A 25,660-nucleotide genomic window follows, 5' to 3' on the forward strand; every position below is an offset into this window, starting at 1 on the left:
CGCTCGAAACAAAATTTTTACCGCTCAATTATCAATAATCGTATACGAATAACCGAACTATAAAGACCTACCATGATTTTACACAAAGAAAAAGACAAACTGAAAACGGCTTATCAGATATCTAAAATTCATTGGGAAAGGATGCAGTACGCTTACGGTAAAAAACGGATTTTCCGATATAAATCATGAGAACGGAGTTGATTATCAATGTTTAATGAATTTTAAAGACGCAAAGTTTTATGCGTTTCGAGTCTTTTCCTCTAAGAAATAAGTATAAATAAATACCAATATAAGATGAAAGCAGTATTTATGGGATTAGGATATATCGGCCTGCCTTCCGCAGCCATCGCGGCAAGTAAAGGGGTGGAAGTAATTGGGGTCGATGTCAATCCCGAAGTAGTTGATACTATTAATGCCGGAAAAATCCATATCGTAGAACCGGAGTTGGACAAAGTTGTAAAGCAAGTAGTGGAAAGCGGACAATTGAAGGCTCAGTTGAAACCCGAAGAAGCTGACACTTTCCTGATTGTGGTTCCTACTCCATTCCGGCAAAACCACCGCCCGGACATCTCTTACGTAGAATCGGCCACCCGCGCCGTGATTCCCTATCTGAAAGTCGGTGATTTGTATATTATCGAGTCGACATCCCCGGTAGGAACTACCGAAAAAATGACCGAGCTGATCTGGAAAGAACGTCCCGAGCTGAAAGGCAAACTATCTATCGCCTACTGTCCGGAGCGGGTACTTCCCGGTAATGTCATTTACGAATTGGAACATAACGACCGGGTGATCGGCGGTATCGATGCAGAGTCAACTGAAAAAGCCCAGGCGTTCTACCGTTATTTCGTCAAAGGAGATTTGCATGCTACGAACGCCCGTACGGCCGAGATGTGTAAACTGACGGAAAACTCTTCCCGTGACGTGCAAATAGCTTTTGCCAATGAACTTTCTATGATTTGCAGTAAAGCCGGCATCAATGTCTGGGAATTGATTACATTGGCTAACAAGCATCCGCGTGTCAATATACTTCAGCCCGGATGCGGAGTCGGAGGCCATTGTATCGCCGTAGATCCATGGTTTATCGTTTCCGATTTTACCGAACAGGCGCAGATTATTAAACGGGCGCGTGAGACAAATGATTACAAGGCCGACTGGTGCGCCAATCAAGTTTTGGAAGCTGCCCAGGCCTTTGAGAATCGGACCGACCGTATTCCGGTCATTGCCTGTATGGGATTGGCCTTCAAGCCGGACATCGACGACTTGAGGGAATCGCCTGCCAAATATATCACTTCCCGTATCATTGCCGAATCCAACGCGGAAGTATTGGTGGTAGAACCTAATGTTACCATGCATAAGAGCTTTGTATTAACAAATTACCAGGAGGCCTACGATAAAGCAGACATCGTCGTTTGGTTAGTCAAACACAAAGAGTTTTTGACCATAATACCCCAAGTCGAGAAGATAGAATTGGACTTTTGTGGCATAAGAAAGTAGAAATAGAAAGATGGCATAATGAAGAAGAAAATATTGTTGGTTTTCGGGACTCGCCCCGAAGCCATTAAGATGGCTCCTTTGGTAAAAGAATTTCAGAAACATCCGGAACAATTCGAGACTAAGATTTGTGTAACTGGACAGCATCGACAGATGTTGGACCAAGTGTTGGAAGTTTTTGAAATTAAACCGGATTACGATTTAAATATTATGGCTCCCAATCAGGATCTTTACGATATAACTTCCAAAGTGCTCTTAGGGCTGCGTGATGTGTTGAAAGACACGAAACCGGACATCGTCTTTGTACATGGCGACACGACTACCTCGATGGCTGCAGCCTTGGCTGCCTTCTATCAACAAATACCGGTCGCCCATGTCGAAGCAGGACTACGTACCCACAACATTTACAGTCCCTGGCCGGAAGAGATGAACCGACAAATCACCGGTCGCATTGCCACATACAACTTAGCGCCCACCCCTCTCAGCAAACAAAACCTGCTGGCGGAAGACGTAAAAGAACAAAGCATCACGGTCACCGGAAACACGGTTATTGACGCCCTTTACTTAGTCGTAGAAAAAATCAAAAACGACAAATCCCTTTCCGAATCATTGAAGAAGCAACTGAAAAGCGCCGGATACGACATCCCTCGTTTGAAATCCGGCAAAAAGTTAGTTTTGATTACCGGCCATCGCCGGGAAAACTTCGGAGAAGGCTTTATCCAGATGTGCAAGGCTATTAAAACCCTCACGGAGAAATATCCGGACGTAGATTTCGTTTATCCCATGCATTTGAATCCCAACGTACGTAAACCTATCAAGGAAGTCTTTGGAGAAGAAGAACGTTCAAATATTTTCTTTATTGAACCCCTGGAATACCTGCCATTTGTCTACCTAATGGAGCAAAGCACCGTGGTCTTAACCGATAGCGGAGGCATTCAGGAAGAAGCCCCCGGATTAGGCAAACCCGTATTGGTGATGCGCGACACCACCGAACGTCCCGAAGCCTTGGAAGCCGGAACCGTAAAACTCGTAGGCACGAATTATGACCTGATCATTTCGGAAGTTGCAAAACTGTTAGACGATCAAGCCTATTACGACACCATGGCGCAAGCCAATAACCCGTATGGGGATGGAAAGGCTTGCGAAAGAATTATTGAATTCATAAAATAGTATTTATGAAAGGGATTGTACTTGCAGGAGGATCCGGAACGAGGCTTTACCCGATAACTAAAGGCGTTAGTAAGCAATTATTGCCCATCTAGGATAAGCCGATGATTTATTTATCCCATTTCGGCATTAATGTTGGCAGGTATTCATGAAATTCTTATCATATCTACCCCTTTGGACTTACCCTGATTCAAGCGATTATTAGGAGACAATTCAGATATTGGAGTACATTTCGAATATGCCGAACAACCGAGACTTGATGGTTTGGCACAAGCGTTTATCTTCGGAGAAATATTTATTGGGAAAAATGCTGCATGTCTGGCACTGGGCGATAATATTTTCTACGGACAAAGCTTTCCTTCCATGCTTCGACAAGCGGTAAAAGATGCAGAAAAGAATAGCAAAGCTACCGTTTTCGGATACTATGTGAATGATCGGAAAGGTAGTAACCAAGTTTGATAAGCAAGGCAATGTGCTGAGTCTTGAAGAAAAGCCAGCTTATCCTAAATCCAACTATACAATAGTAGGACTTTATTTTTACCCGAATAATGTTGTAGATATTGCAAAAAACAGTAAGCCTTTGGAACGAGGAGAACTCGAAATCACTACTGTGAATCAGTTTTTTTTGAAAGACGAAGCATTGAAAGTACAACTTTTTGGACGAGGTTTTGCATGGCTGGATACCGGTACTCACGAATCATTGTCGGAAGTGTCCACATTTGTAGAAGTCATTGAGAAAAGGCAAGGATTAAATATCGTACATTGAGGAAATTGCGTGGCGTAATGGTTGGATAAACAATGATGATTTACGTCGATTAGCAGAACCCATGAAAAAAATGAATACGGTCAGTATCTGTTATAAAATTGGCGAATAAATAGGTGTACTCCTAAATATTTCAAGAATGAATAAAAGAAATATTTTAATTACAGGTGGTGCAGATTTTATTGGTAGCCATCTTGTACGCTTATTTGTGAATAAATATCCACACTATCGGATCATCAATTTAGATAAACTGACGTATGCCGCCAATTTGGTAAATTTAAAAGATGTAGAGGATAAGCCGAATTACGTGTTTGTAAAGGGGGATATCTTTAAGAGCATTCGGTTGACGGAGTTATTCATTTGGCAACCCAAAGCCACGTAGATCGATCTATCACAGATCCTTTTTTATTTGCAAAAACGAATATAATGGGTACTCTGAATTTATTGCAAACAGCTAAGGAAAATTGGGTAGATGATTATTCAAATAAGTTATTTTATCATGTTTCTACAGATGAAGTATATGGGGCATTGGATTTCGATGGCACATTCTTCACTGAAGAAACCCGTTACGATCCGCATAGTCCTCTCTGCTTCGAAAGCTTCTTCTGATCATTTCGTACGGACTTATCATGACACCTACGGTTTGCCAGTAGTTATATCCAATTGTTCCAATAATTATGGGAGTCATCAGTTTCCTGAAAAATTAATACCTCTATTTATCAATAATATCAGGAACCATAAACCACTCCCGTGTATGGAAAAGGAGAAAACGTAAAGGATTGATAGTTTGTCGAAGCCCCATGTTCGGGCTATTGATATGATTTTTCATAAAGACAAAATAGGAGATACATATAATATCGGAGGTTTCAATGAATGGAAAAATATAGACCTTATTAAAGTACTTATTAAAACAGTTGACCGGTTATTAGGTCGACAAGAAGGTGCATCCGAGCAATTAATCAATTATGTAACAGATCGGAAGGGAAATGACCTTCGATATGCCATTAATTCTAATAAATTTAAAAATGAATTGGGATGGAAACCATCACTGAAATTTGAAGAGAGAATCGAAAAACAGTCAAATGGTAATTGGAGAATTCAGAATGCTTGAATAGTATAATCAATGGAAACTATCAAAAGTATTATGAAGAAATGTATATAGAAAGGTAACGAATTATAAAGATATTAGTGGTTTTCGAGTATATGAATATAATGACGACAAAATAGAAAGCATTGCCATTATTGCCTCTAAGATATTTTCTGACGATCAGAGATATTTCTTTGAATCTTATTTTCTAAAAGATTATGAAGAAAAAGTATGTTAAGGCTATATTTATACAGGACGATGAATCGAAATCCAGTTATGGAGTATTAAGAGGATTACAATTTTAAAAGACACCTTATGTACAATCAAAGCTAATATGGATAGTAAAAGGTTTGGATATTGCAGTAGACATAAGAAAAGGCTCACCTACATTTGGAACTAGTAAAGAAGTGCATTGAGAGATTTGCCATTTCGCAGTAAAATTTTCATAGAATCTATTAGGATTCTACTGCTAATAGCTTATTAGTTATTTTTTAATCTCACTAAAACAATTATCTTGCAATAAGATAAACTTTAGATCGAAGACAAACATATAGCAATATTCATTTTTCGGCGAAACCCATATATAAAAACCATTTAAATTAATTTTCAGCTTTATATTTCTGGAATCTATTTAAAATTATTATCAGATATTTTCTTCCAAAATTTTCCTGGATAATTGAGTAACTGAAATTACGGTTTTTACTGATTATAAAAATATCAAATAAATTTAGATACGAGTTTTCAATTCTATAATTCTCATATATTATAAAAATGCAAATAGGAATTATTTGGGCAACCCCATACGCGACAAATTTAGGGGTTTCTGCTTTAGCTTACTCTACTATCGCTCTAATTGATGATGTTTTAAAAGAGAAAAAACAAAAAGCTACATTTGTTTTTATAGGTACATCTAGATGGGGTAAAGATTTTATATCGATTGGCAATAAAACTCACGAGATAGACAATATTGCTACGATTAATTTTATTTCTGATTTCAGTGCTATTACAAAGCATCAGTTATTACGTAAGATTCTGAAATTAAATATAGTATTTGATATTGCAGCAGGTGATAGTTTCTCTGATATATATGGAGTAAAGCGTTTTCAGCGAATTTTGTTCTCAAAAAAAATTTTTCATTTTCTTGGAAAAAGGCAAGTGCTATTACCTCAAACAATAGGCCCTTTTAATGACCCCAAAATTGAAAAAGCAGCATTTAATACTATGAAGAAATTATCTTTTATTATGTGCAGGGATAAACAAAGTTATGATTATTGTGAGAATTTTATACCAAATGATAAATTGCAAGAATGTATTGATTTAGCGTTCTATTTACCCTATACACCAATAACTTTTGATAGAAATAAGATACACGTGGGAATTAATCTATCCGGACTACTTTGGAACGGTGGGTATACTGAAAATAATCAATTCAATTTAAAAATCGATTATAAGGATTTAATGCGAAGTATAATATCTTTATTTTATTCAAATAAAGATATTCAGCTACATTTCATTGGGCATGTTATTCATCATAACAATCCTGGACTTGAAGATGATTATACTATTTGTGAATTATTAAAAAAGGAATATCCAAATGCACTTATTGCTCCTAAATTTAACAACCCTATAGATGCTAAAAATTATATTAGCGGAATGGACTTCTTTACAGGTGCCCGCATGCATTCATGCATTGGCGCTTTTTCATCAGGAGTGGCGACATATCCATTAGCCTATAGTAGGAAATTTAACGGGTTGTTTAAAGATACTTTACAATATCAATGGATGGCTGATTGCACAAATGAAGATAAGAATGATATAATACATAATCTCCAAAATGCATTTCAAAATAGAGAGATGCTGAAAAGAGCAACGATTAAATCAAATAAAACAATCGTAAAAGAACGAATTGAAGAAATAAAATTGATAATTGCAAATTCGCTAAAAATATAAATAATGGACATAAAGACTATAGATAAAAATAATCTTTGTTTAGGATGTGGCATTTGTGAAAGTTTGGCAGGACGCAAATCAATTTCAATGAAATTACAAGATGATGGATTCTATCACCCTGTAATTCAATCACTAAGTAATGAAAAGCAAAATATCATCACAAACCTTTGCCCTGGAACCAATATTATAAATCAAAATAAATTTGGGATAAAAGATAATATATGGGGCAAAATACTCAAATTATCAACAGGCTATTCTACAGAAAATGACATAAGGGAGAGAGGGTCTTCAGGTGGAGTTATTAGTGCAATTGCTATCTATTTATTAGAAAATAAGATCGTGGATGGTATACTCCAAGTTGGCTCTAACATTACAGATTACACACAGAATAAGCTAAAAATATCAAGGAACAGAGAGGATGTTTTAAATTGTGCATCTTCCAGGTATGCACCGGCATTGGTTTTTAATGAAATATTTGATATCCTTAAAAATAACGATGAAAAATACTGCTTTATTGGTAAACCTTGTGATGTTGCAGCTTTAAATAATATCTTAAAGAAATTTCCTCAATATAAAATTAAAATCAAATATAAAATAGCTTTTTTTTGTGCTGGTATGCCCTCCTTCAATGGAACAGAAAAAGCGATCAATATATTAAATGCAGAAAAACCTGTATATAACCTGTATTACAGGGGAAATGGGTGGCCTGGATATTTTTCCTTCAAAGATAACACAGGCAAAACTTATCAAATGAGTTATAAGGAATCTTGGGGTAATATTTTAGGAAAACATATTCATTATCGTTGCAAAATATGTCCTGATGGGATAGGATTACAGGCTGATATTGTTGTGGGTGATGCTTGGGAAACAGTCGATGGTTATCCCGATTTTACGGAAAAAGAAGGAAAAAGTTTAATTATTGCCAGAAATATCATTGGATTTACTTTACTAAATACCATCGAAGCATCTGGAAAAATTATTACGGAAGAGATTTCAATAGACAAACTTAAAAAAATTCAACCTACTCAATTTGATAGAAGGAAAATAGTTCTTGCAAGGCTAGGCGCTTTATTGATTAAGAAAAGAATAATATTAAACTTCAAAAATATGAAACTTCTGTACAATGTATTAACAATTAGCCCTCGTCGTTTTTTTAATCAATTCAAAGGTACAATAAAAAGAACATAATGAAAATATACATAAAAGATTTATTAAGTAAAATACTTTTTCGATTATATTTTGCATTTCCTCGTAAATTAAATAAACTGATTGTTTTTTTTATTTTAAAGATGGAAGGAGGCCCTATGTATTCTACTACAATCCGAAAAATATATAAGGAGAAGGGTATCGAAATTGGTTATGGTACATATGGAGGTTGTTTTAGTTCATCAATTCCATCCAATGTATCTTTTGGTAATTATTGTTCAGTAGCACAAAATATAAGAATTTTTAGAGCAAATCACCCCAAAGACTTATTCACCACTCATCCTATTTTATACAATCCAGTTGCTGGATATGTTAAGAATGATAAATTAGTCAGGCCTCACTTGAAAATTGGCCATGACGTATGGATTGGTGAATGGAGCATTATTTTGCCAAGTGTCTCTTTTATTGGGAATGGTGCAATTATTGGAGCTGGTAGTGTTGTTACAAAAAATGTTGTTCCATACACTATTGTGGCCGGGAATCCTGCTAAAATTATAGGACTTAGGTTTAACAATGACGTCATTGAAAAACTGGAAAAATCTCAATGGTGGGATCTGAGTAAGAACGAACTTATATTGAGAATAAATGAATTTAGAGAAATTTTGAATACGAGAAGAAAATAAAGAACAATGGATAATGCACAAACGTATGTTTTAAAATCTTTTGTTTGGAGTACAATTGCCAAAATACTAGATGCTGGGGTAAAATTTGCGACAATCCCACTTTTAATCAATTATTTAGGCAAAGATAATTACGGACTACTTGCATTAGCACTATCAACGAATGCATTTATGCAGATATTGAATATGGGAATGAATACAGGGATTGTAAAGTTCTTTTCACAATGGATATCAGCAGAAAAATATGACTTGGTAGATAAAGTTTCTCGTACCAATCTTACATTTTACACTTTAATAGGAATAATAAACGGCGTAGCGTTAGTCATTCTGGCTTTTGCGGGAAACGGATTATTTAATATTGCAAATAACCAGCAAGGGACTTTTAGCTATATGTTGATAATACTTGCCATTTTCGGAATTGTGAATTGGGTGATTTTGGCTTTGCAGCAGTTGTTAATTGCTGATGAAAGAATTGGCTTTACGGAACAGATGCTTTCTATTAGAAGCGTATTAGGATTGATTGTTGTATTTTTTACTATTATATTCAAATGGTCCATCCTCGATTATTTTACTATAAGTTTACTTGCAAATTCAATAATAATAATTCCGTATTCTTATGCATGTCTGAAAAGTGGATTAATAACCTCTTTAATACCGGCATTTTATTGGAAAGAATTTGCAGTTGTTTTTAAATATAGTTTGGCTATTTTTATGATGAGCGTTTTCCAAACAATATCTACCCAGTCACGACCTCTTATTTTAGGAGCATTTTCGAATCAAGGAGTCGGGGTGGTTACCGAATACAGGATTATTGAAGTCTTCCCTATGTTTGTTATTTCTATTGGTGGAATTCTTACGACTATATTATTACCCAAAACAGCAAAAGCAATTCAAGATAATAATCGGGCTAGCATTGAAAAAATAGCATATCAAGGCACAAGGATTACGAGTATTTTAACTTCAATGCTTTGCTTTCCTCTTATTCTTGTTAGTTCTGAGATTCTTTTTCTTTATGTGGGTAATGCCTATTCTCATTTATCCGTATGGTTGGCATTATGGTTGTGCACATTATTATTATTTTTACATAATACCCCTGTCGCAAGTTTAGTTTTAGCTACTGGCAAAACGAGAATGTTGGTGTATAGTTCAGCATTAGCAGCAACAGTCTCTGTAATTATTAATATCTTATTATGCAACATTTATGGGGCAGGTTCTGCTGTATTAGGGTATATGATTTATATTATTATTCAGATGTCTTTTTATTATTTCTATTTCAATAACAAGGTATTAGGATTGAGACCTCAAAAAGTTTTTAAATCATTCGCAGTACCGACAATCTATGGAGCTATTTGTTACCTAATAGTATGGATACTTGATATTCATCTTAATTTAATAATATTTCAAATTATATTGAAGATTTTGTTATGGGATTGCTTGTTTATTTTGTCTTTATACTTGACTAAAGTATATGATTTCAAGCAACTATTCATTCTGTTTTTTACATCTAAATAATATTATAATGAAAAAGATTTCAATAGTTATTGTAACATATAATTCCGAGGATTTAATTGGACAATGTCTTGATTCAATTTTTAATAATAATGATTTAGGGGAGGAACTAGAAGTTATCGTTGTAGACAATCGGAGTAAGAATGTCAATAGGATGTTCTCTTCACTGAAAAATAAATATGGAGAAAGGGTTTTGTTGATAAAGAATAATAAAAATGGAGGTTATGGGCAAGGGAACAATGTTGGAATTCTTCAAGCATCAGCACCTATAATAATGATAATGAACCCTGATGTTATTTTGATATCACCAATTTTCAAGAGAGTAATCTCGTATTTCTCAGACATGAGTGTAGCAATGATCGGGATGAGACAATTGGTTTCGAAAGATAAGGCAGGTGTATCATTCTCTGTTAAATTAAACTTTATCCCAATTATCAGTGTCCTCTTAAATTTCTTGTGTAATAAAATTCAATGGTATATCCAACCGTTAATGTATTTTGCCGGAGCATGCTTTTTTATTCGAAAAAGTGCTTTCAAGAAGATTGGTTTATTTGATGAAAATATTTTCATGTACGGAGAGGAAAATGACGTTCATCATAGATTATTATCATCAGCAAATAATGTTAAGTTTATATATGACAAAAACTTAAAATACGTCCATTTGATTGATGATCGTCCTTTATCAAATGGAGCCATACCAAAAATGATCCGGTCTAACTTACTTTTCTGTGAAAAGAATAAGATAGATAAAAGAAAAACATTGAAATATAAAATACTTGATGAAAAAACATGGATTATTATTGAGAAAATGAGAAATAATAAAACAAAAATAGAGTATCACAAGACATATCTAAAAATCCTGAACCAAGCTCTTTTATCTTTGTAATATACATATATATATATATGAATCAAAAAAAAATTAATACTTTTTTTTCAACGTTGAATTTTGTCCTGTTCTTCGTTGGATATCAATTAACGACTAGTTTATTCCTGCCAATATCATCAGATATTGAGGGAGTAACAAGATCCGTAACCATTCCTTATAGAGCATTTACATTATTAATATCTTTATTGGTTATTCTTCTTAATATTAAGGAACCTTTTAAAGAAATAGGTATTTCTTTAAAAGTATTTTTATTTTACTGGTTGCTTTTAATTATTCGGATATTTTATGATACAGAGATACGTACAGACATACAACTAAGTGGAACGTCCCAACTCTGGCTTTATATATTCGGTATATGTTTACCCGCCATCTTTTCAATTATAAGAAGCTATCAAGAAATAAATCTAAAGAAAGCTTTAGTGTGGATTTATACAGGTGTGGTAATTACTTTATTACTTAGTTTGTTTTCCAATCAAACTTTATTTGCTGAAACAGAAGATGCACGCTTAAATGCGAATGTTGGCTTGCAAACAATTGCTTACGGCCACCTTGGCGTAATGGGCATAATTTTATCTTTATTTATTTTCCAAAAGAAAAACAACTCTATCTTAACTAAAATCATCACACTTTTGGTTATATTTATATCTATATATGCGACATTAAGAGCTGGTAGTAGAGGCCCGATACTTGCACTTTTTGCAGTAATTCTTTTTTGGTTTTTTGCACATGGTAAAAATGTTTTACTAGGTATATTGAGTCTAATTATCATATCCGGGGTAACAATATTGTTTATTGATCCAATATTGGGTTTCATCGGCAATATAGCTCCATTATTGGAAACCAGATTAAGAAGTGCAATTTTTGAAGGGAATATTACGGGTAGAGATTTACTATACGATGAAGCTTGGCAAATATTCTTCGACCATCCAATATTGGGCGGACAGTTTGCTCTTTTTAAACCCGATGGCACATTTATCTATTCTCATAATCTAATTACAGACGTATTTATGGGATTGGGTATTATTGGAGGAATTTGTATGATATATTTTTTATGGAAATCGGCTTTATATTCATACCGGTTAATAAAGAATCGAGATTCTATTTATTGGATTGGTTTAGTATTTATTCAGCAAGTTATTTTTAATATGGTATCAGGGGCATTTTATTACAATCAATTATTAAATGCATTGATACCACTCATATTAATATATTATAGATCAACAAAAACTTATAAATGAAATTTAAAATAATATTTATTACAGGAAATCTACATCAGCCGAGAGTGATAAAAAGAATACAATCATTTTACGAGAGAGGATTTCAAATCAAAGTATATGGGTTTGACAGGGGTACATTTCAGCATGCAAACAATTTACCTGATGATATTCCTATTGTGAATTGGGGATATATTGAAAATGGGAAAAATTATTTCGATAGTTTTTTGCTAAACCGAAAAAGAATTACACCGATAATCGAACAATACGGAAAAGAAGATTCTATTCTATTCTATGTTTTCGGATTTATACCTACATTGATTTTTTCAACACATCGTAAATGTAGTTACATTTATGAAATCTCAGACTTAATTTATGGCTATTTCCGGTATTCATTTTTACGCAATATATTCAAAGCCATAGATCTTTTTATCATAAAACGTTCCAAACTAACAGTTCTGACCTCTCAAGGCTTTTATGAGTTTTTTTACAAAAATACAGTCAAAAACAACGTTGTAGTACAACCTAATAAATTAAATGAGTTTTTTAAGGATAAGCAGAGGTTAATAGAATATGTAAAGAAGGATTCATTACGTTTTTCTTTCATTGGTTTTTTGCGTTATCCTAATACTATATTCAAATTCGCAAAATTAATCGGGGAAAAATACCCTCAACACTCATTCCACTTTTATGGAGATAGTAACATTAGGGATAAAGTGTCATTAATCGCAGACCAATATAAGAATGTTTTCTTTCATGGGAAATTTAAGAATCCGGAAGATCTCCCGGCTATATATAGTAATATTGATATAATTGTTGCGTGTTACGACACAACAACCTTTAATGAAAGAGTTGCAGAACCGAATAAATTATACGAATCAATGTATTTTAATAAGCCCATAATCGTTTCTGACAATACTTTTTTAGCAAAACAAGTAAGAAAATTCAATTGTGGGTATGCAATTGACGCTTCGTCAGAGGAAAATATTGATCTATTCATTAAAAATATAACCATTGAAGATATAAATAAAAAAATGTTGCTTATAAACCAAATCAACACCTCGTGGATTATTGATAGTCCACAGAATATCATTGATTTATTAAACGGATAAATTATGAGTATTAAATCTATTTTGAAAAAAGCAGAGTTAACTGAATTGGATTATGTAAATATATTTGAGAAGAAAGGGAAAATATACTCTTTTCTTAATCCATATGGATATCACTTAATGAGAAAGAATCAAACTGTTTTTAATAATTTAGATGGTTTATTTTTTGATGGAATATTGTTATGTCTTTTGTATCGGATATTCTATGGTAAAAAAATCACGCGAAGGAGTTTTGACATGACGACCGTTGCACAAGATTTATTCGATAGAATCAACGATACAGGTGAGTCAATTTATTTTATTGGTGCAAAACAAGAAGAAATAGATCGTTCTGTAAAACAGTACAAAATGAATTATTCAAATTTGAACATTATAGGATATAGAAATGGTTATTTTAAAGATCTTGATGAGATGGATCAAAGCATAAAACAAATCATAGATTTTTTACCTGATTTTGTCGTTGTGGGGATGGGTGCTATTAAGCAAGAGGACTTTATAAATAGGCTAAAAGTAAATGGTTTTAAAGGGATAGCTTTTACCTGTGGAGGATATATAAGGCAATCTTCCAGGGGGATTTTCTATTTTCCTTTTTGGACTAATAAATTTCATTTACGAGCTTTTTACAGGCTGTATAAAGAAAAAGAGACATGGAAAAGATTGTATAATGTTTTAATCCAATTTCCCTATCTTTTTATTATTGATTTTTTATCATCTCATAAAATGAAGAATGAAACAAAATTGAGAAAATAGAAATCTTTATATCAAATATAAAATATAGATAAACAGGCACTTTTTTTCTACGGCAAGGGAAATTTATCTATATACGAATTCTCTTTCTTTTATTCTTCTTTTGGTCTATGGCGAGATGAACCTGTCTGATTTGTGTATATTGGAGGCTTTGAAATTATTCCATCCAGAAGCGTATCATTCAATCCGGGAGAATAAAGATTTAATCACGGGAACCACGTCTGCTATAATGGTGACGCAGATTATTAGAGGTTGGGAAGATAAGATACTTCGGGATAAATAGGCCTATTCAAAGTAGTCAGACAAAAGACTCGATTCTGTTTTTTTATATACTCGTTTTTCTTTTTTACCTTGGTGAACCTGGTGGCCCACCAAGGTGGGCCTGGTGACTAACCCAGGCGGGCCTGCAGGCCCATCAAGGTGAAATAATAAATCGAATAGGCCGAACAAACAAATTGAGTATGTAAAACCAGAACATCCGGTATAGGAAAAGACAAATATCTCAGTAAATGAAACCTTATTGCGGCTAACCTCATCTGAGCAGATATCAATAATTCCGTGGGATTCTTTATGTAAGAAGAAAGAAATCCTATAATAAATGCAAAAAACGAAGATTTTAATGAAAACTTAAAGCATTACAACAATGAAAACATCCATTATCACGGTTTGCTATAATGCGGCTGGAACGTTGAGAGATACGATCGAGTCGGTTCTCTCGCAAACATATACGGACATTGAGTATATCATTGTAGACGGGGCGTCGAAGGATGCTTCAGTGGAAATGATCAAAGAGTATGAACCTCGTTTCGGGGGGCGCCTGAAATGGATCAGCGAGCCGGATAAGGGAATTCGGAAACAAACGGGGTAATTAATTAAGGAAACAAGCAATAAAAGTCAGAAAAATATTTATAAATGGAAATAAATGTATTAATAAATATTCGAGATAAACATCTGTTAGATGGGATAAAGGAAGTACTAACTATTATAGAACATATAAACGAAAGCAAAGATGAAGAGGATGTATTGATTTTCCAAGAGAATATTTTTGTAACGCCATTATTCATTCTTCCTTTATTGGTATATGTGAATGGTTGCAAAAAAAGAATTCGCTTCCAAAACAATAGTAGTTATTTGAATACAATCCATTTTGATGATGGTAGCTTAAAGCCGGAATTAATAGAATTTATAGCCTTTCAAGATTTACTACGAAAATGTTCTACTAAAACATACATCCCTATTGTAAGTTTCCGGGCGAATTCCCAATACACCGATGAAAGAAATGATATTTTAAGTGCTGTAGAAAATCTATTATCAGCCCAACTTAAGTTACAACGCAACATTATAGTGGGATTGAAATACCTGATCGGTGAAAGTGTAGACAATATTATAGAACATTCCGACTCGGAAAGAGGTTATATTTTCAGTCAATCGTATCCTACGAAAAGATATCTGGATATTTGCATTGCAGACAATGGAATAACATTATTAGGGAGTTATCATAAAATGGGGAATAATAAATATACAGATCATTTGATGGCTATACGGGCAGCCAATGAAGGTATTTCTACAAAAAATCTACCCAATGCCGAGAATCGGGGATATGGCATAAGAACATCCAAAAAGATGCTTGTGGAAGGGCTATCGGGGAATTATGTGATGCTTTCGGGCAATGCCTTATATTTAAAGTCGAAGACAGTCGATCAATTCATTTCTTTACCCAAAGCAGCCACATGGCAGGGGACTATAGTAGCGATGCGCATTCCTTATGTAAACGAAAAATTCAGTTACATCAATTTTGTTGAATGAAAACAATAGATTAAATTTGTGCTATGAGTAACAGAATTATTGATATTACTACATTTGCAGGCCGCGATTTGAAATCCAGAATCACGGTAAGCCATCTTTATAACTTTATATCCAATCATGATAAGAGATACGTGAAGATTGATTTTGGTAATGTGGATTTTGCAACTCGAAGTTTTATCGATGAGTTTTACAATGTTTTTATCAACAACCCTGATATTAAAACCGAATTGCTCAATGTTTCTCCTGAAATAGAGGCCATGTTCAAAGCCGTAAAATCCACACAACGGAAACCTAAAGCAACAACTAAAAAAAATGATGCTGATTCGGTTATTGAGTTTTCTTCGATATCGGAAGCTAGCGACTATCTTAGCTCTTTGACTTTTCATTAAATTCATAATTCAAGCTCTATTACCTCACAGATAGGAAGATAATGTTTTAGGTTATGATCGAGGTAAACACTGGTAAGTATCCAATTATCATATCTTTCGTTTGAGAAATAGTTATCCGACCTTTGCATTCATCGGGAAGACGGTTCAATTAAACAGGGGAAAAGGCAGAGGTCGCTGTTAAAAGTAATGTTTGAGAAAAATGTTTTTATTAATTGTCCCTTTGATGGTGATTATTTCCGTTTCTTAAAAGCATTATCATTCGTCTAAAAAGGCCGGTTTAAATCCCTGGCTGGCTCTTGAAAGATGAGATTCGGGTGAAATCCGTTTTCTAATCTGCCGGAAGGATCTCCACAAGCTGGCTGAAATGGGAAGGAAGAACCTATCGATGGTATTCGTCCACTTAATAATCAAGTATTTTAACTCTAATCATAAAGGCAGACAAGAATGAAAACATCCATTATCACGGTTTGCTATAATGCGGCCGGAACGTTGAGAGATACGATCGAGTCGGTTCTCTCGCAAACATATACGGACATTGAGTATATCATTGTAGACGGGGCGTCGAAGGATGCTTCAGTGGAAATGATCAAAGAGTATGAACCTCGTTTCGACGGCCGTTTGAAATGGATCAGCGAACCGGATAAGGGGATGTATGACGCGATGAACAAGGGAATCCGGATGGCGACCGGCGATCTCGTCGGTATCCTCAATTCAGACAGTTTCTTCTCGGATAAGGAGGTCATCACACAGATAGTAAAAGCTTTTGATTATGATCCGTTCTTACAAGCGGTCTACGGGGATGTACGTTTTGTCTTACCGGATGATCTGAAGCGGACGGTACGATATTATTCTTCCCGGATCTTCTCTCGGAGGCTATTCCGGTTCGGTTTTATGCCCGCTCACCCTTCTTTCTATACGTTCCGGAAATATTACGAGCGGTTCGGCCTTTACAAGACGGATTACCGGATTGCCGCCGACTTTGAGTTGTTGACCCGTTTCTTATATAGGCATGGATTGCGCACGAAATACATGCCGTTCGATTTTGTGACGATGCGGACGGGGGGCGAAAGTACCCGGTCGTGGAAGAGCCACCTCCTCCTTAACCGGGAGATCGTCCGTGCTTGCCGGGAAAACGGCATCTATACCAACCTGCCGATGCTGATGTTGAAGTATTTTTATAAAATAACAGAACTGATAAGAAAAGACTAAAAATCAAAATAAAATAAGTAACTAAACCTGAACGCTTAGCCAGATAAGGATAGATGATAGTATGGAGTGGGCATAAAAAATAAGCATAATAAATGATTGAATAAAAGTTTAGGGAAACTATTCTGTTTTTGTTACATTTGTAGTACATAAAACATAGTTCTATGGATAAGAAAAATAAAAATAATCGGATATCACTTGATGATATAAAGGCTCATCGTAGGGAGGTAACATTAACGGCTGATGCTTCCCGTACCTTTTTAAGAGGGGCCGGTATTATCGACAAAAAAGGAAACTTGGCAAAACCTTATAAGGAAATCAATAAACTTTCATATCGTTCTCGTTAAAAATATATTCCTTGGAACAAACGGCCAACATGATTTATTGTTGAGAAATTTAGATTGTGCAGTCATTGAAACATTACATCAGATTAGCAAGGATCAGGGAAAACAGGCTTTCGACTCGGTAAGAGGAGTATTTTGGGGAGGTAATGATTTATAGCCGAATGCTGGTTTCAAAGAAAAAAATCATATTCAAATATGCGTTAGAAATCCAAATTGCATTAAAGCTTTTTTCATTCCACGGGATGAAGATCCTAATTATAATATGCCTTAATACTGCCTTTCGATTTTGTGACGATGCGGATAAGAAATGAAACAGGGCAATTCTCTTTTACCCATTTGTTCGGCGGAGTGCCTTTACTCCGTCGTGTTGGAAGCAAAGCTCCTGCTTTGCCTATCCTTAAAAAAGGAGAATCATTGCGAGGCGGGAGCCTCGCTTTTATCACCGACGGAAGCTGGAGCTTCCGCCGAACATAACAAGAGTTTAAATTGGAGGAGCTACTGGATGATGAAGTACCGGGAATCAGCTTCCGCCGAACATAACAGGTGTTTAAATGCGTTTGCACTGGGAATGAAAGCATTCGATATGGAAACCTATAAAGACTATATTAATATTATTACAGGTGACATCACGCGGTTTAAGGGGGATGCCATCGTTAATGCAGCTAATACAAGTTTATTGGGAGGTGGAGGTGTGGATGGAGCTATCCACCGGGCCGCCGGTAGGAAATTGCTTCAGGAATGTGAAACATTAGGAGGGTGTGAGACCGGTCAGAGTAAAATGACGGATGCTTATAACTTGCCTTGCAAAAAAATCATTCATACGGTCGGTCCCGTATGGAGAAGCGGTAAGCATCACGAGGAGCGCTTATTGGCTTCGTGTTACGAAACAGCTCTGCAATTAGCTCTCGATAACGGGCTTGAAACAATTGCTTTCCCTTGTATTAGCACTGGCGTTTATCGTTTTCCAAAGGCTGAAGCTGCTTGCATTGCCCTACATACAATTTCAGCTTTTCTCCGTGACCACGAAAGAAAGTTAAAAGTTACCATTGTCTGTTACATTGAAGAAGATATGGAATATTATACCGATTTTTTTAAGAAAGAGTCCCTGTAAGAATTTTGATATGTCTGTCATAGTAACTGTTTAAATTTTAGTCAATGAAGCATTTTGAGCTAAAAACGGCATCTTTCTTGCCAACAATTTTAATTACGGGGGCTTACGGGTTCGTGGGCTCTAATCTGGCGGCTTATCTGAAAGATAGGTATACGCTTTGGGCGTTGGATGTGGAGGACCGTGTGCCCGGACTGTACGCGCGTTATTTTTCGTGGCGACAGGCGGAGTCGTTGCCTTGGGAACAGGTGGACGGAGTAATTCATCTGGCCGGCAAGGCGCATGATACGAAAAACCAAAGCGAGGCGAAAACATATTTCGATATCAATACGGGCTTAACACAGCGGATTTACGATCGTTTCCTTCTTTCGGGAGCGGAGAAATTTATCTTTTTCAGTTCGGTGAAGGCCGCCGCCGACTCGGTACCCGGCGAGGTGCTGACGGAAGAGGTGGCGCCGGATCCGGTAGGGCCTTACGGAGAGAGTAAGATCCGGGCGGAAGAATACCTGCAGGGGCATTCGTCTGCTAAGCATCAACTGGTTTATATCTTGCGTCCCTGTATGATTCACGGGCCGGGAAACAAAGGGAATCTGAACCTGCTGTATAATGTGGTGAAGAAGGGTATTCCCTGGCCGCTCGGGGCGTTCGAAAACCGGCGTTCGTTTACTTCGATCGATAACCTTTGTTATGTGATCGACCTTTTGCTGGCGGGTGAAGCCCCTTCGGGGATTTACCAGATGGCGGACGACGAAGCGTTGTCGACGAACGAGTTGATCGGGGCGATGTGCGAAGTGATGGAGCGCAAAGCGCATATTTGGAAATTGCCGCAAGGTTGGATGAGAGGGCTGGCCTCGGCCGGAGGCGCCTTGCATCTCCCGTTGAATCCGGAACGGCTCCGGAAGCTGACGGAAAATTACGTGGTGAGCAACAAAAAAATCAAAACGGCCTTGGATATTGATAAAATGCCGGTTACCGCACGGGACGGCCTGATTAAAACGATTCGTTCTTTTAGCTTATAACTTATGCTTTACTATTTGATCCTTCTTGTTTTATTGTTTGCGGCAGAACTTCTCTATTTTCGCATAGCGGACAAATTCAATATTATCGATAAACCGAATGAGCGAAGTTCGCATACTCGGATCACGCTGCGGGGCGGCGGAATCATTTTTTATCTGGGGGCCTTGGCCTTTTTCCTGACCAACGGCTTTGCTTATCCCTGGTTTATGCTGGGATTGACGCTGATTGCCGGGATTAGCTTCGCGGACGATGTGCGTTCCGTACCGAACCGGGTACGTATCGTCTGCCATTTTACGGCGATGTTGCTACTCTTTTATGAATGGGGTCTGTATTCGGATTTCCCATGGTGGTACCTGCTGGTTGCCCTGATCGTTTGCACGGGGATCATCAATGCCTATAATTTCATGGACGGGATTAACGGAATGACCGGAGGATATAGCCTGGTTATCTTGTTTTACCTGATTTACGTAAACCATTTCATAGTGCATTTTGTGGAGATGCCCTTCCTTTACATCGCTTTCCTGGCGGTTCTTGTGTTCAACTTCTTTAACTTCCGCAACAAGGCGAAATGTTTCGCCGGGGATGTCGGCGCGGTATCCATGGCATTTATCCTGCTTTTTGTCCTCGGCAAACTGATCCTCCTGACGAACGACTGGACGTATATTCTTTTTCTGGCGGTGTATGGGGTGGACAGCATTTTGACCATCATCCATCGCCTGCTGCTTCACGAAAATATCTTCAAGGCGCACCGCCGGCATGCATACCAGGTGATGGCGAACGAACTGAAGATTCCCCATGTGGCGGTTTCGTCGTTTTATGCCCTGTTACAAGCGCTTCTGATCGCCGGGTTCTTTTGCTTTTACGAAAGCCGCATCCTTTATACCTTCCTCAGCCTGGCAGCCCTTACTCTCGCCTACCTCCTCTTCAAACGCAAATACGGTAGATAACATTCAAATCGTAGGTATTTTACAAAGCTTGCCAAAGAAAGATCCGACGAGCGCCCTTTCTATGCTCAACGCCGGCCAAGGTCATCGTAGAGGGTTTGGAGAAGAGCCTTGCCCTTGTCCAACCGTTCGGAAGAATGGGTATCCGGAGTCTGGTAAAGAATTTTTTCACCGGTACAGTCGTAGACCGAAGCGCCTGTCGTATCGATAAAGCCGAAGCCGTTGGGGAAAGTATAGAAAGCATACTGCGGATAACGCCCGTCCATGATATCTTTGCTGAAACTGAATTGATGATGTTGAATCCCCAATTGGTTCAGCAGGGTAGCCGCCAGATCGGTTTGGTTCATATAGGTGTCGATCACACGGGGTTCTTTCAGCGCACCGCCTGCCCAGATCATCGGGATATGGAATCTCCGCGGCTCGAATTCTTCCAAATTGTCCGGATAACGGAAACCATGGTCAGCCACTAGGATTATTAATGTGTTTGCCCAAAGAGGCGTCTCCTTCAGCCTTCCGATAAAATCGCCGAGGCAACTATCGGTGAAAGCGACGGAATTTAAAAACGGATGCGTCAGGCGTTGGTAAGGAACCTTGAATGGCTCATGGCTGCTCAGGGTAAGGAAAGTCGTAAACCAGGGAGTCTCCGTTTTCCGCTTCACCAACTCGGTATATAAGTACTTGAAAGTAACGTCATCATTCGTCCCCCACTTGTTTAAACGCGTCTGTATCGGGAAATTCCGATCGGACGTAATCTTACTGTAGCCGGTACTGTAGAAATAGCTCTGCATATTGGTAAAGTTGATGTCCCCGCCGTAAAGCATATCCGATGCATAGCCTTCCGCATCCAGGCTTTTCGCCAAAGAAGGGAGCGTCTGGCTCTTGGCGGGATATTTCATGATGGAAGTCGTAGGCTGGGCGGGATATCCATCCAGGACGGCGACTAACCCGCGGTCGGTACGGAATGAATTGGCATAACAGTTCATGAACAAAATCCCTTCCTTGCCCAACTGATTCAAATGAGGCGTAACGCCCGGCTCCCCTCCGACCGCCTCAATCGCATTGGCCGTAAAACTTTCCAATAAGATCAGGAGAATATTCGGGCGTTGGATTCGAAGCAATCCCTCCGTCCGGCCAAGCGGTAAGCTGTCCTTGGCGCCAATGGGAGAATCCTTGCCTGACAGGGCCGTATCCGGCTTTATGGAAAGATCCGGAGTTGTCAACGCCGTAAACAACTCCTTGCGCTTCTCTTCCGGGAAGAAATCGTATTGATCGCTGAAATCCTGCTGCTTGGATATGGAGGCAAGCAGGCTGAAACAAGGATTGATTGCAGCATGGTTAAGGAACTGGCGGTCACTGAAATAAACCATTCCCACATTGGCCGTCGAAGTCGTTACGCTTCCCCGGATCGGGATGAACAGCAGGCCACCAAGCAAAACCAACGCGATGGCGCAAGGCATCCGCCTCCTCAGATGGGTCGACGGCAATACCGGCACGATCCATTTCCGAAAGAACCACTGCATCACAAAACCGTAGGTCAGAAAGGTAACCGACTGAAGCAGGAACGTCCAACCCGGAACGCTTGCAATCGAATCCTTCGGCGACTGCATATAAAAGAAAGCCGTCGTGTCGAGGCGGAATCCCCAGAAAGCATACAGGCCTTCGTCCAGGACAAAGAGAAAAGAGATCAGAAAGGCCACGATCGTAAAATATCCTTTCAGTGCGAAAGACAGGTATCTCCCCGGTAACCAAACGGAAACCAGGGCGCAGAGGATAGGGAAGATCGTCAGATATCCCGAGATCGACGCATCGAGCACCAGCCCATGCCCTATCACCCGCAAATAATCTACCCACGAACAATCCGCATAAAGAACGTGATTGTATAACATAAAAAGAGGTTTCTGGATAACAAAGAACGGTAGAAACCCGAAAAAGACCAGCAAAACAAATAAAATCCGTTGTTTCATCTCTCTAAATTTCTTTTCACGAACGGACTGGGAAAAGTATTCTCTTTATAGGTAGAGCTTTGCCCTCAGTTCGGCAACCAAAGGGTCGGTTATGTAATCGTCATAATCGATAATCTTGTCTATAATTCCATTGGGCGTCAGTTCAATCACCCGGTTGGCTACCGTCTGTATGAACTCATGGTCATGGCTGGAAAAAAGGACATTCCCTTTGTAGGTTTTCAAGGTATTGTTAAATGCCTGGATAGATTCCATATCCAGATGGTTTGTCGGCGTATCGAGAATAAGGACGTTAGCATCCTTCAACATCATCCGGGAGATCATGCAACGCATCTTTTCTCCTCCCGAAAGGACGCTCACCTTCTTCAAAAGCTCTTCGCCCGAAAACAACATACGCCCGAGGAATCCCTTCAGGAAGACTTCGTTGGTATCCGCAGCAAACTGGCTCAGCCATTCGATCAGGTTATAATCCGAATTGAAATAGCCGGCATTATCAAGCGGCAGGTAAGCGGTCGTGATCGTCTGCCCCCACTGGTATGAGCCGGAGTCCGGCTGCTCCTCCCCGTTAATGATCTGGAAAAGGGCCGTCATCGCACGCGGGTCGTGGCTGATAAAGACGATCTTATCTCCTTTCTCCACGTTAAAGTTCAAATCCTGAAACAGGACTTTTCCCTCGATGCTTTTCGTCAGCCCTTTGACTTCGAGTATCTGGTTGCCCGGTTCGCGAGCCGGCGTAAAGATAATGCCCGGGTAGCGGCGGGAAGAGGCTTCGATCTCTTCGATATTCAGTCTTTCCAGCATCTTCTTGCGACTGGTCGTTTGCTTGGATTTAGCAACATTCGCACTAAACCGGCGGATGAATTCTTCCAGCTCCTTCTTCTTTTCCTCCGCCTTCTTATTCTGCTGTTGCTGTTGGCGTAAAGCTAACTGGCTGGATTCGTACCAAAAACTGTAATTCCCGGAAAACAACTTGAACTTTCCGAAATCGATATCGGCGGNCACAAAACCGTAGGTCAGAAAGGTAACCGACTGAAGCAGGAACGTCCAACCCGGAACGCTTGCAATCGAATCCTTCGGCGACTGCATATAAAAGAAAGCCGTCGTGTCGAGGCGGAATCCCCAGAAAGCATACAGGCCTTCGTCCAGGACAAAGAGAAAAGAGATCAGAAAGGCCACGATCGTAAAATATCCTTTCAGTGCGAAAGACAGGTATCTCCCCGGTAACCAAACGGAAACCAGGGCGCAGAGGATAGGGAAGATCGTCAGATATCCCGAGATCGACGCATCGAGCACCAGCCCATGCCCTATCACCCGCAAATAATCTACCCACGAACAATCCGCATAAAGAACGTGATTGTATAACATAAAAAGAGGTTTCTGGATAACAAAGAACGGTAGAAACCCGAAAAAGACCAGCAAAACAAATAAAATCCGTTGTTTCATCTCTCTAAATTTCTTTTCACGAACGGACTGGGAAAAGTATTCTCTTTATAGGTAGAGCTTTGCCCTCAGTTCGGCAACCAAAGGGTCGGTTATGTAATCGTCATAATCGATAATCTTGTCTATAATTCCATTGGGCGTCAGTTCAATCACCCGGTTGGCTACCGTCTGTATGAACTCATGGTCATGGCTGGAAAAAAGGACATTCCCTTTGTAGGTTTTCAAGGTATTGTTAAATGCCTGGATAGATTCCATATCCAGATGGTTTGTCGGCGTATCGAGAATAAGGACGTTAGCATCCTTCAACATCATCCGGGAGATCATGCAACGCATCTTTTCTCCTCCCGAAAGGACGCTCACCTTCTTCAAAAGCTCTTCGCCCGAAAACAACATACGCCCGAGGAATCCCTTCAGGAAGACTTCGTTGGTATCCGCAGCAAACTGGCTCAGCCATTCGATCAGGTTATAATCCGAATTGAAATAGCCGGCATTATCAAGCGGCAGGTAAGCGGTCGTGATCGTCTGCCCCCACTGGTATGAGCCGGAGTCCGGCTGCTCCTCCCCGTTAATGATCTGGAAAAGGGCCGTCATCGCACGCGGGTCGTGGCTGATAAAGACGATCTTATCTCCTTTCTCCACGTTAAAGTTCAAATCCTGAAACAGGACTTTTCCCTCGATGCTTTTCGTCAGCCCTTTGACTTCGAGTATCTGGTTGCCCGGTTCGCGAGCCGGCGTAAAGATAATGCCCGGGTAGCGGCGGGAAGAGGCTTCGATCTCTTCGATATTCAGTCTTTCCAGCATCTTCTTGCGACTGGTCGTTTGCTTGGATTTAGCAACATTCGCACTAAACCGGCGGATGAATTCTTCCAGCTCCTTCTTCTTTTCCTCCGCCTTCTTATTCTGCTGTTGCTGTTGGCGTAAAGCTAACTGGCTGGATTCGTACCAAAAACTGTAATTCCCGGAAAACAACTTGAACTTTCCGAAATCGATATCGGCGGTATGGGTACACACCGAATCCAGGAAGTGCCGGTCATGGCTCACCACCAGCACCGTCTGCTCGCAACTGGCCAGATAGTTTTCCAGCCACATCACCGTATCCAGGTCCAGGTCATTGGTCGGCTCGTCCAGCAGCAGGTTATCCGGTTTGCCGAACAGGGCGCGCGCCAGAAGTACCCGGACCTTCTGCTTTCCGCTCAGGTCCTTCATCCGGCTATAATGCAGGTCTTCACTGATGCCCAAACCGCTCAATAAGCTGGCGGCATCGCTTTCGGCATTCCAACCTTCCATCTCGGCAAATTTCTCCTCCAGTTCGGAAGCCCGGATGCCGTCGGCATCGGTAAAATCCGCTTTCTCGTACAGTGCATTCTTTTCAGCCATGATCCCCCAGAGGATGTTGTGCCCCATCAAGACCGTATCCATGACCGTGTATTCATCGAAGGCGAAGTGATCCTGGCTCAGGATGGACAGGCGTTCGCCCGGACCGAAGGAGACTTGTCCGCGGGTAGGCTCCAACTGGCCGCTGAGCACCCGTAAGAAAGTGGACTTTCCCGCACCATTGGCTCCAATGATGCCGTAGCAGTTCCCCGGCGTGAATTTCAAATTGACATCCTGAAAAAGAACACGTTTTCCGAATTGTACATCCAGATTGCTAACTGTAATCATATCTTATCTACCTATTAAATCCTATTATTTTGCG

At 39.0% G+C, this 25,660-nt stretch carries 20 protein-coding genes and 4 pseudogenes; 21 read left to right on the forward strand and 3 right to left on the reverse strand.

Annotation, left to right across the window (positions count from 1 at the left end):
- The first annotated feature begins 294 nt into the window (after positions 1–294).
- From wecC to BQ8014_RS16135, 21 genes and pseudogenes are all read left to right on the forward strand, one after another.
- Positions 295–1,494 carry a UDP-N-acetyl-D-mannosamine dehydrogenase gene (wecC, locus tag BQ8014_RS16035; protein ID WP_080905239.1) on the forward strand — a complete coding sequence of 400 codons (1,200 nt, stop codon included), beginning with the start codon at positions 295–297 and terminating at the stop codon, positions 1,492–1,494.
- 18 nt (positions 1,495–1,512) lie between these two features.
- A complete protein-coding gene (gene wecB, locus BQ8014_RS16040; protein WP_080905240.1) occupies positions 1,513–2,661 on the forward strand; it encodes a non-hydrolyzing UDP-N-acetylglucosamine 2-epimerase in 1,149 nt (382 codons plus the stop codon).
- Positions 2,662–2,666: 5 nt separating this feature from the next.
- Positions 2,667–3,520 (forward strand): annotated as a pseudogene (gene rfbA, locus BQ8014_RS16045) (glucose-1-phosphate thymidylyltransferase RfbA).
- 40 nt (positions 3,521–3,560) lie between these two features.
- A pseudogene (gene rfbB / locus BQ8014_RS16050) lies at positions 3,561–4,591 on the forward strand (dTDP-glucose 4,6-dehydratase).
- Positions 4,592–4,624: 33 nt separating this feature from the next.
- Positions 4,625–4,903: pseudogene (locus BQ8014_RS16055) on the forward strand (dTDP-4-dehydrorhamnose 3,5-epimerase family protein); the annotation flags it as partial.
- A gap of 376 nt (positions 4,904–5,279) precedes the next feature.
- On the forward strand, positions 5,280–6,458 hold the full coding sequence (locus BQ8014_RS16060) for a polysaccharide pyruvyl transferase family protein (protein WP_080905241.1): 1,179 nt from the start codon (positions 5,280–5,282) through the stop codon (positions 6,456–6,458).
- Between the two features lie 3 nt (positions 6,459–6,461).
- Positions 6,462–7,646 (forward strand): Coenzyme F420 hydrogenase/dehydrogenase, beta subunit C-terminal domain, encoded by a 1,185-nt coding sequence (locus BQ8014_RS16065; RefSeq protein WP_080905242.1) that lies wholly within the window; start codon positions 6,462–6,464, stop codon positions 7,644–7,646.
- On the forward strand, positions 7,646–8,287 hold the full coding sequence (locus BQ8014_RS16070; RefSeq protein WP_080905243.1) for a CatB-related O-acetyltransferase: 642 nt from the start codon (positions 7,646–7,648) through the stop codon (positions 8,285–8,287). The genes BQ8014_RS16065 and BQ8014_RS16070 overlap by 1 nt, the downstream gene beginning before the upstream one ends.
- A gap of 6 nt (positions 8,288–8,293) precedes the next feature.
- Positions 8,294–9,796 (forward strand): lipopolysaccharide biosynthesis protein, encoded by a 1,503-nt coding sequence (locus BQ8014_RS16075; RefSeq protein ID WP_080905244.1) that lies wholly within the window; start codon positions 8,294–8,296, stop codon positions 9,794–9,796.
- Positions 9,797–9,803: 7 nt separating this feature from the next.
- A complete protein-coding gene (locus tag BQ8014_RS16080) occupies positions 9,804–10,679 on the forward strand; it encodes a glycosyltransferase family 2 protein (RefSeq protein WP_160150109.1) in 876 nt (291 codons plus the stop codon).
- Between the two features lie 17 nt (positions 10,680–10,696).
- A complete protein-coding gene (locus tag BQ8014_RS16085) occupies positions 10,697–11,917 on the forward strand; it encodes an O-antigen ligase family protein (protein WP_080905246.1) in 1,221 nt (406 codons plus the stop codon).
- A complete protein-coding gene (locus BQ8014_RS16090) occupies positions 11,914–13,005 on the forward strand; it encodes a glycosyltransferase (RefSeq protein ID WP_080905247.1) in 1,092 nt (363 codons plus the stop codon). Before BQ8014_RS16085 ends, BQ8014_RS16090 begins: the two co-directional genes overlap by 4 nt.
- Positions 13,006–13,008: 3 nt before the next feature.
- Positions 13,009–13,752, forward strand: a complete 744-nt coding sequence (locus BQ8014_RS16095; RefSeq protein WP_080905248.1) for a WecB/TagA/CpsF family glycosyltransferase — start codon at positions 13,009–13,011, stop codon at positions 13,750–13,752.
- Positions 13,753–14,392: 640 nt separating this feature from the next.
- Positions 14,393–14,599 (forward strand): annotated as a pseudogene (locus tag BQ8014_RS16100) (glycosyltransferase); the annotation flags it as partial.
- Between the two features lie 62 nt (positions 14,600–14,661).
- Positions 14,662–15,555: a hypothetical protein gene (locus BQ8014_RS16105; RefSeq protein WP_080905250.1), complete on the forward strand. Its 894-nt coding sequence runs from the start codon at positions 14,662–14,664 to the stop codon at positions 15,553–15,555.
- Between the two features lie 23 nt (positions 15,556–15,578).
- Positions 15,579–15,944, forward strand: coding sequence for a hypothetical protein (locus tag BQ8014_RS16110; RefSeq protein WP_080905251.1), 366 nt, complete (start codon positions 15,579–15,581; stop codon positions 15,942–15,944).
- Between the two features lie 444 nt (positions 15,945–16,388).
- Entirely contained in the window at positions 16,389–17,153 is a 765-nt protein-coding gene (locus BQ8014_RS16115) for a glycosyltransferase family 2 protein (RefSeq protein WP_080905252.1), read from the forward strand.
- A gap of 161 nt (positions 17,154–17,314) precedes the next feature.
- Positions 17,315–17,497: a hypothetical protein gene (locus BQ8014_RS16120; protein ID WP_080905253.1), complete on the forward strand. Its 183-nt coding sequence runs from the start codon at positions 17,315–17,317 to the stop codon at positions 17,495–17,497.
- A gap of 580 nt (positions 17,498–18,077) precedes the next feature.
- Entirely contained in the window at positions 18,078–18,605 is a 528-nt protein-coding gene (locus BQ8014_RS16125) for an O-acetyl-ADP-ribose deacetylase (RefSeq protein ID WP_080906006.1), read from the forward strand.
- A 44-nt stretch (positions 18,606–18,649) separates the two neighbouring features.
- On the forward strand, positions 18,650–19,621 hold the full coding sequence (locus BQ8014_RS16130; RefSeq protein ID WP_080905254.1) for an NAD-dependent epimerase/dehydratase family protein: 972 nt from the start codon (positions 18,650–18,652) through the stop codon (positions 19,619–19,621).
- Between the two features lie 3 nt (positions 19,622–19,624).
- Positions 19,625–20,566, forward strand: a complete 942-nt coding sequence (locus tag BQ8014_RS16135; protein WP_080905255.1) for an MraY family glycosyltransferase — start codon at positions 19,625–19,627, stop codon at positions 20,564–20,566.
- 65 nt (positions 20,567–20,631) lie between these two features.
- On the opposite strand, the gene BQ8014_RS16140 is transcribed toward BQ8014_RS16135, so the two are convergent.
- The 3 genes from BQ8014_RS16140 to BQ8014_RS16150 all read right to left on the reverse strand — a co-directional run bounded on the left by BQ8014_RS16140 (position 20,632) and on the right by BQ8014_RS16150 (position 25,626).
- Positions 20,632–22,527 (reverse strand): LTA synthase family protein, encoded by a 1,896-nt coding sequence (locus BQ8014_RS16140; protein ID WP_080905256.1) that lies wholly within the window; start codon positions 22,525–22,527, stop codon positions 20,632–20,634.
- Positions 22,528–22,572: 45 nt separating this feature from the next.
- Positions 22,573–23,967, reverse strand: coding sequence for an ATP-binding cassette domain-containing protein (locus BQ8014_RS16145; RefSeq protein WP_234998069.1), 1,395 nt, complete (start codon positions 23,965–23,967; stop codon positions 22,573–22,575).
- 45 nt (positions 23,968–24,012) lie between these two features.
- The gene (locus tag BQ8014_RS16150; RefSeq protein ID WP_080905257.1) at positions 24,013–25,626 is read right to left on the reverse strand and encodes an ABC-F family ATP-binding cassette domain-containing protein; all 1,614 of its coding nucleotides are present in this window, start codon (positions 25,624–25,626) and stop codon (positions 24,013–24,015) included.
- Positions 25,627–25,660: the final 34 nt, after the last annotated feature.

This window comes from Parabacteroides sp. Marseille-P3160 (genome assembly GCF_900162725.1).
Taxonomy (GTDB): domain Bacteria; phylum Bacteroidota; class Bacteroidia; order Bacteroidales; family Tannerellaceae; genus Marseille-P3160.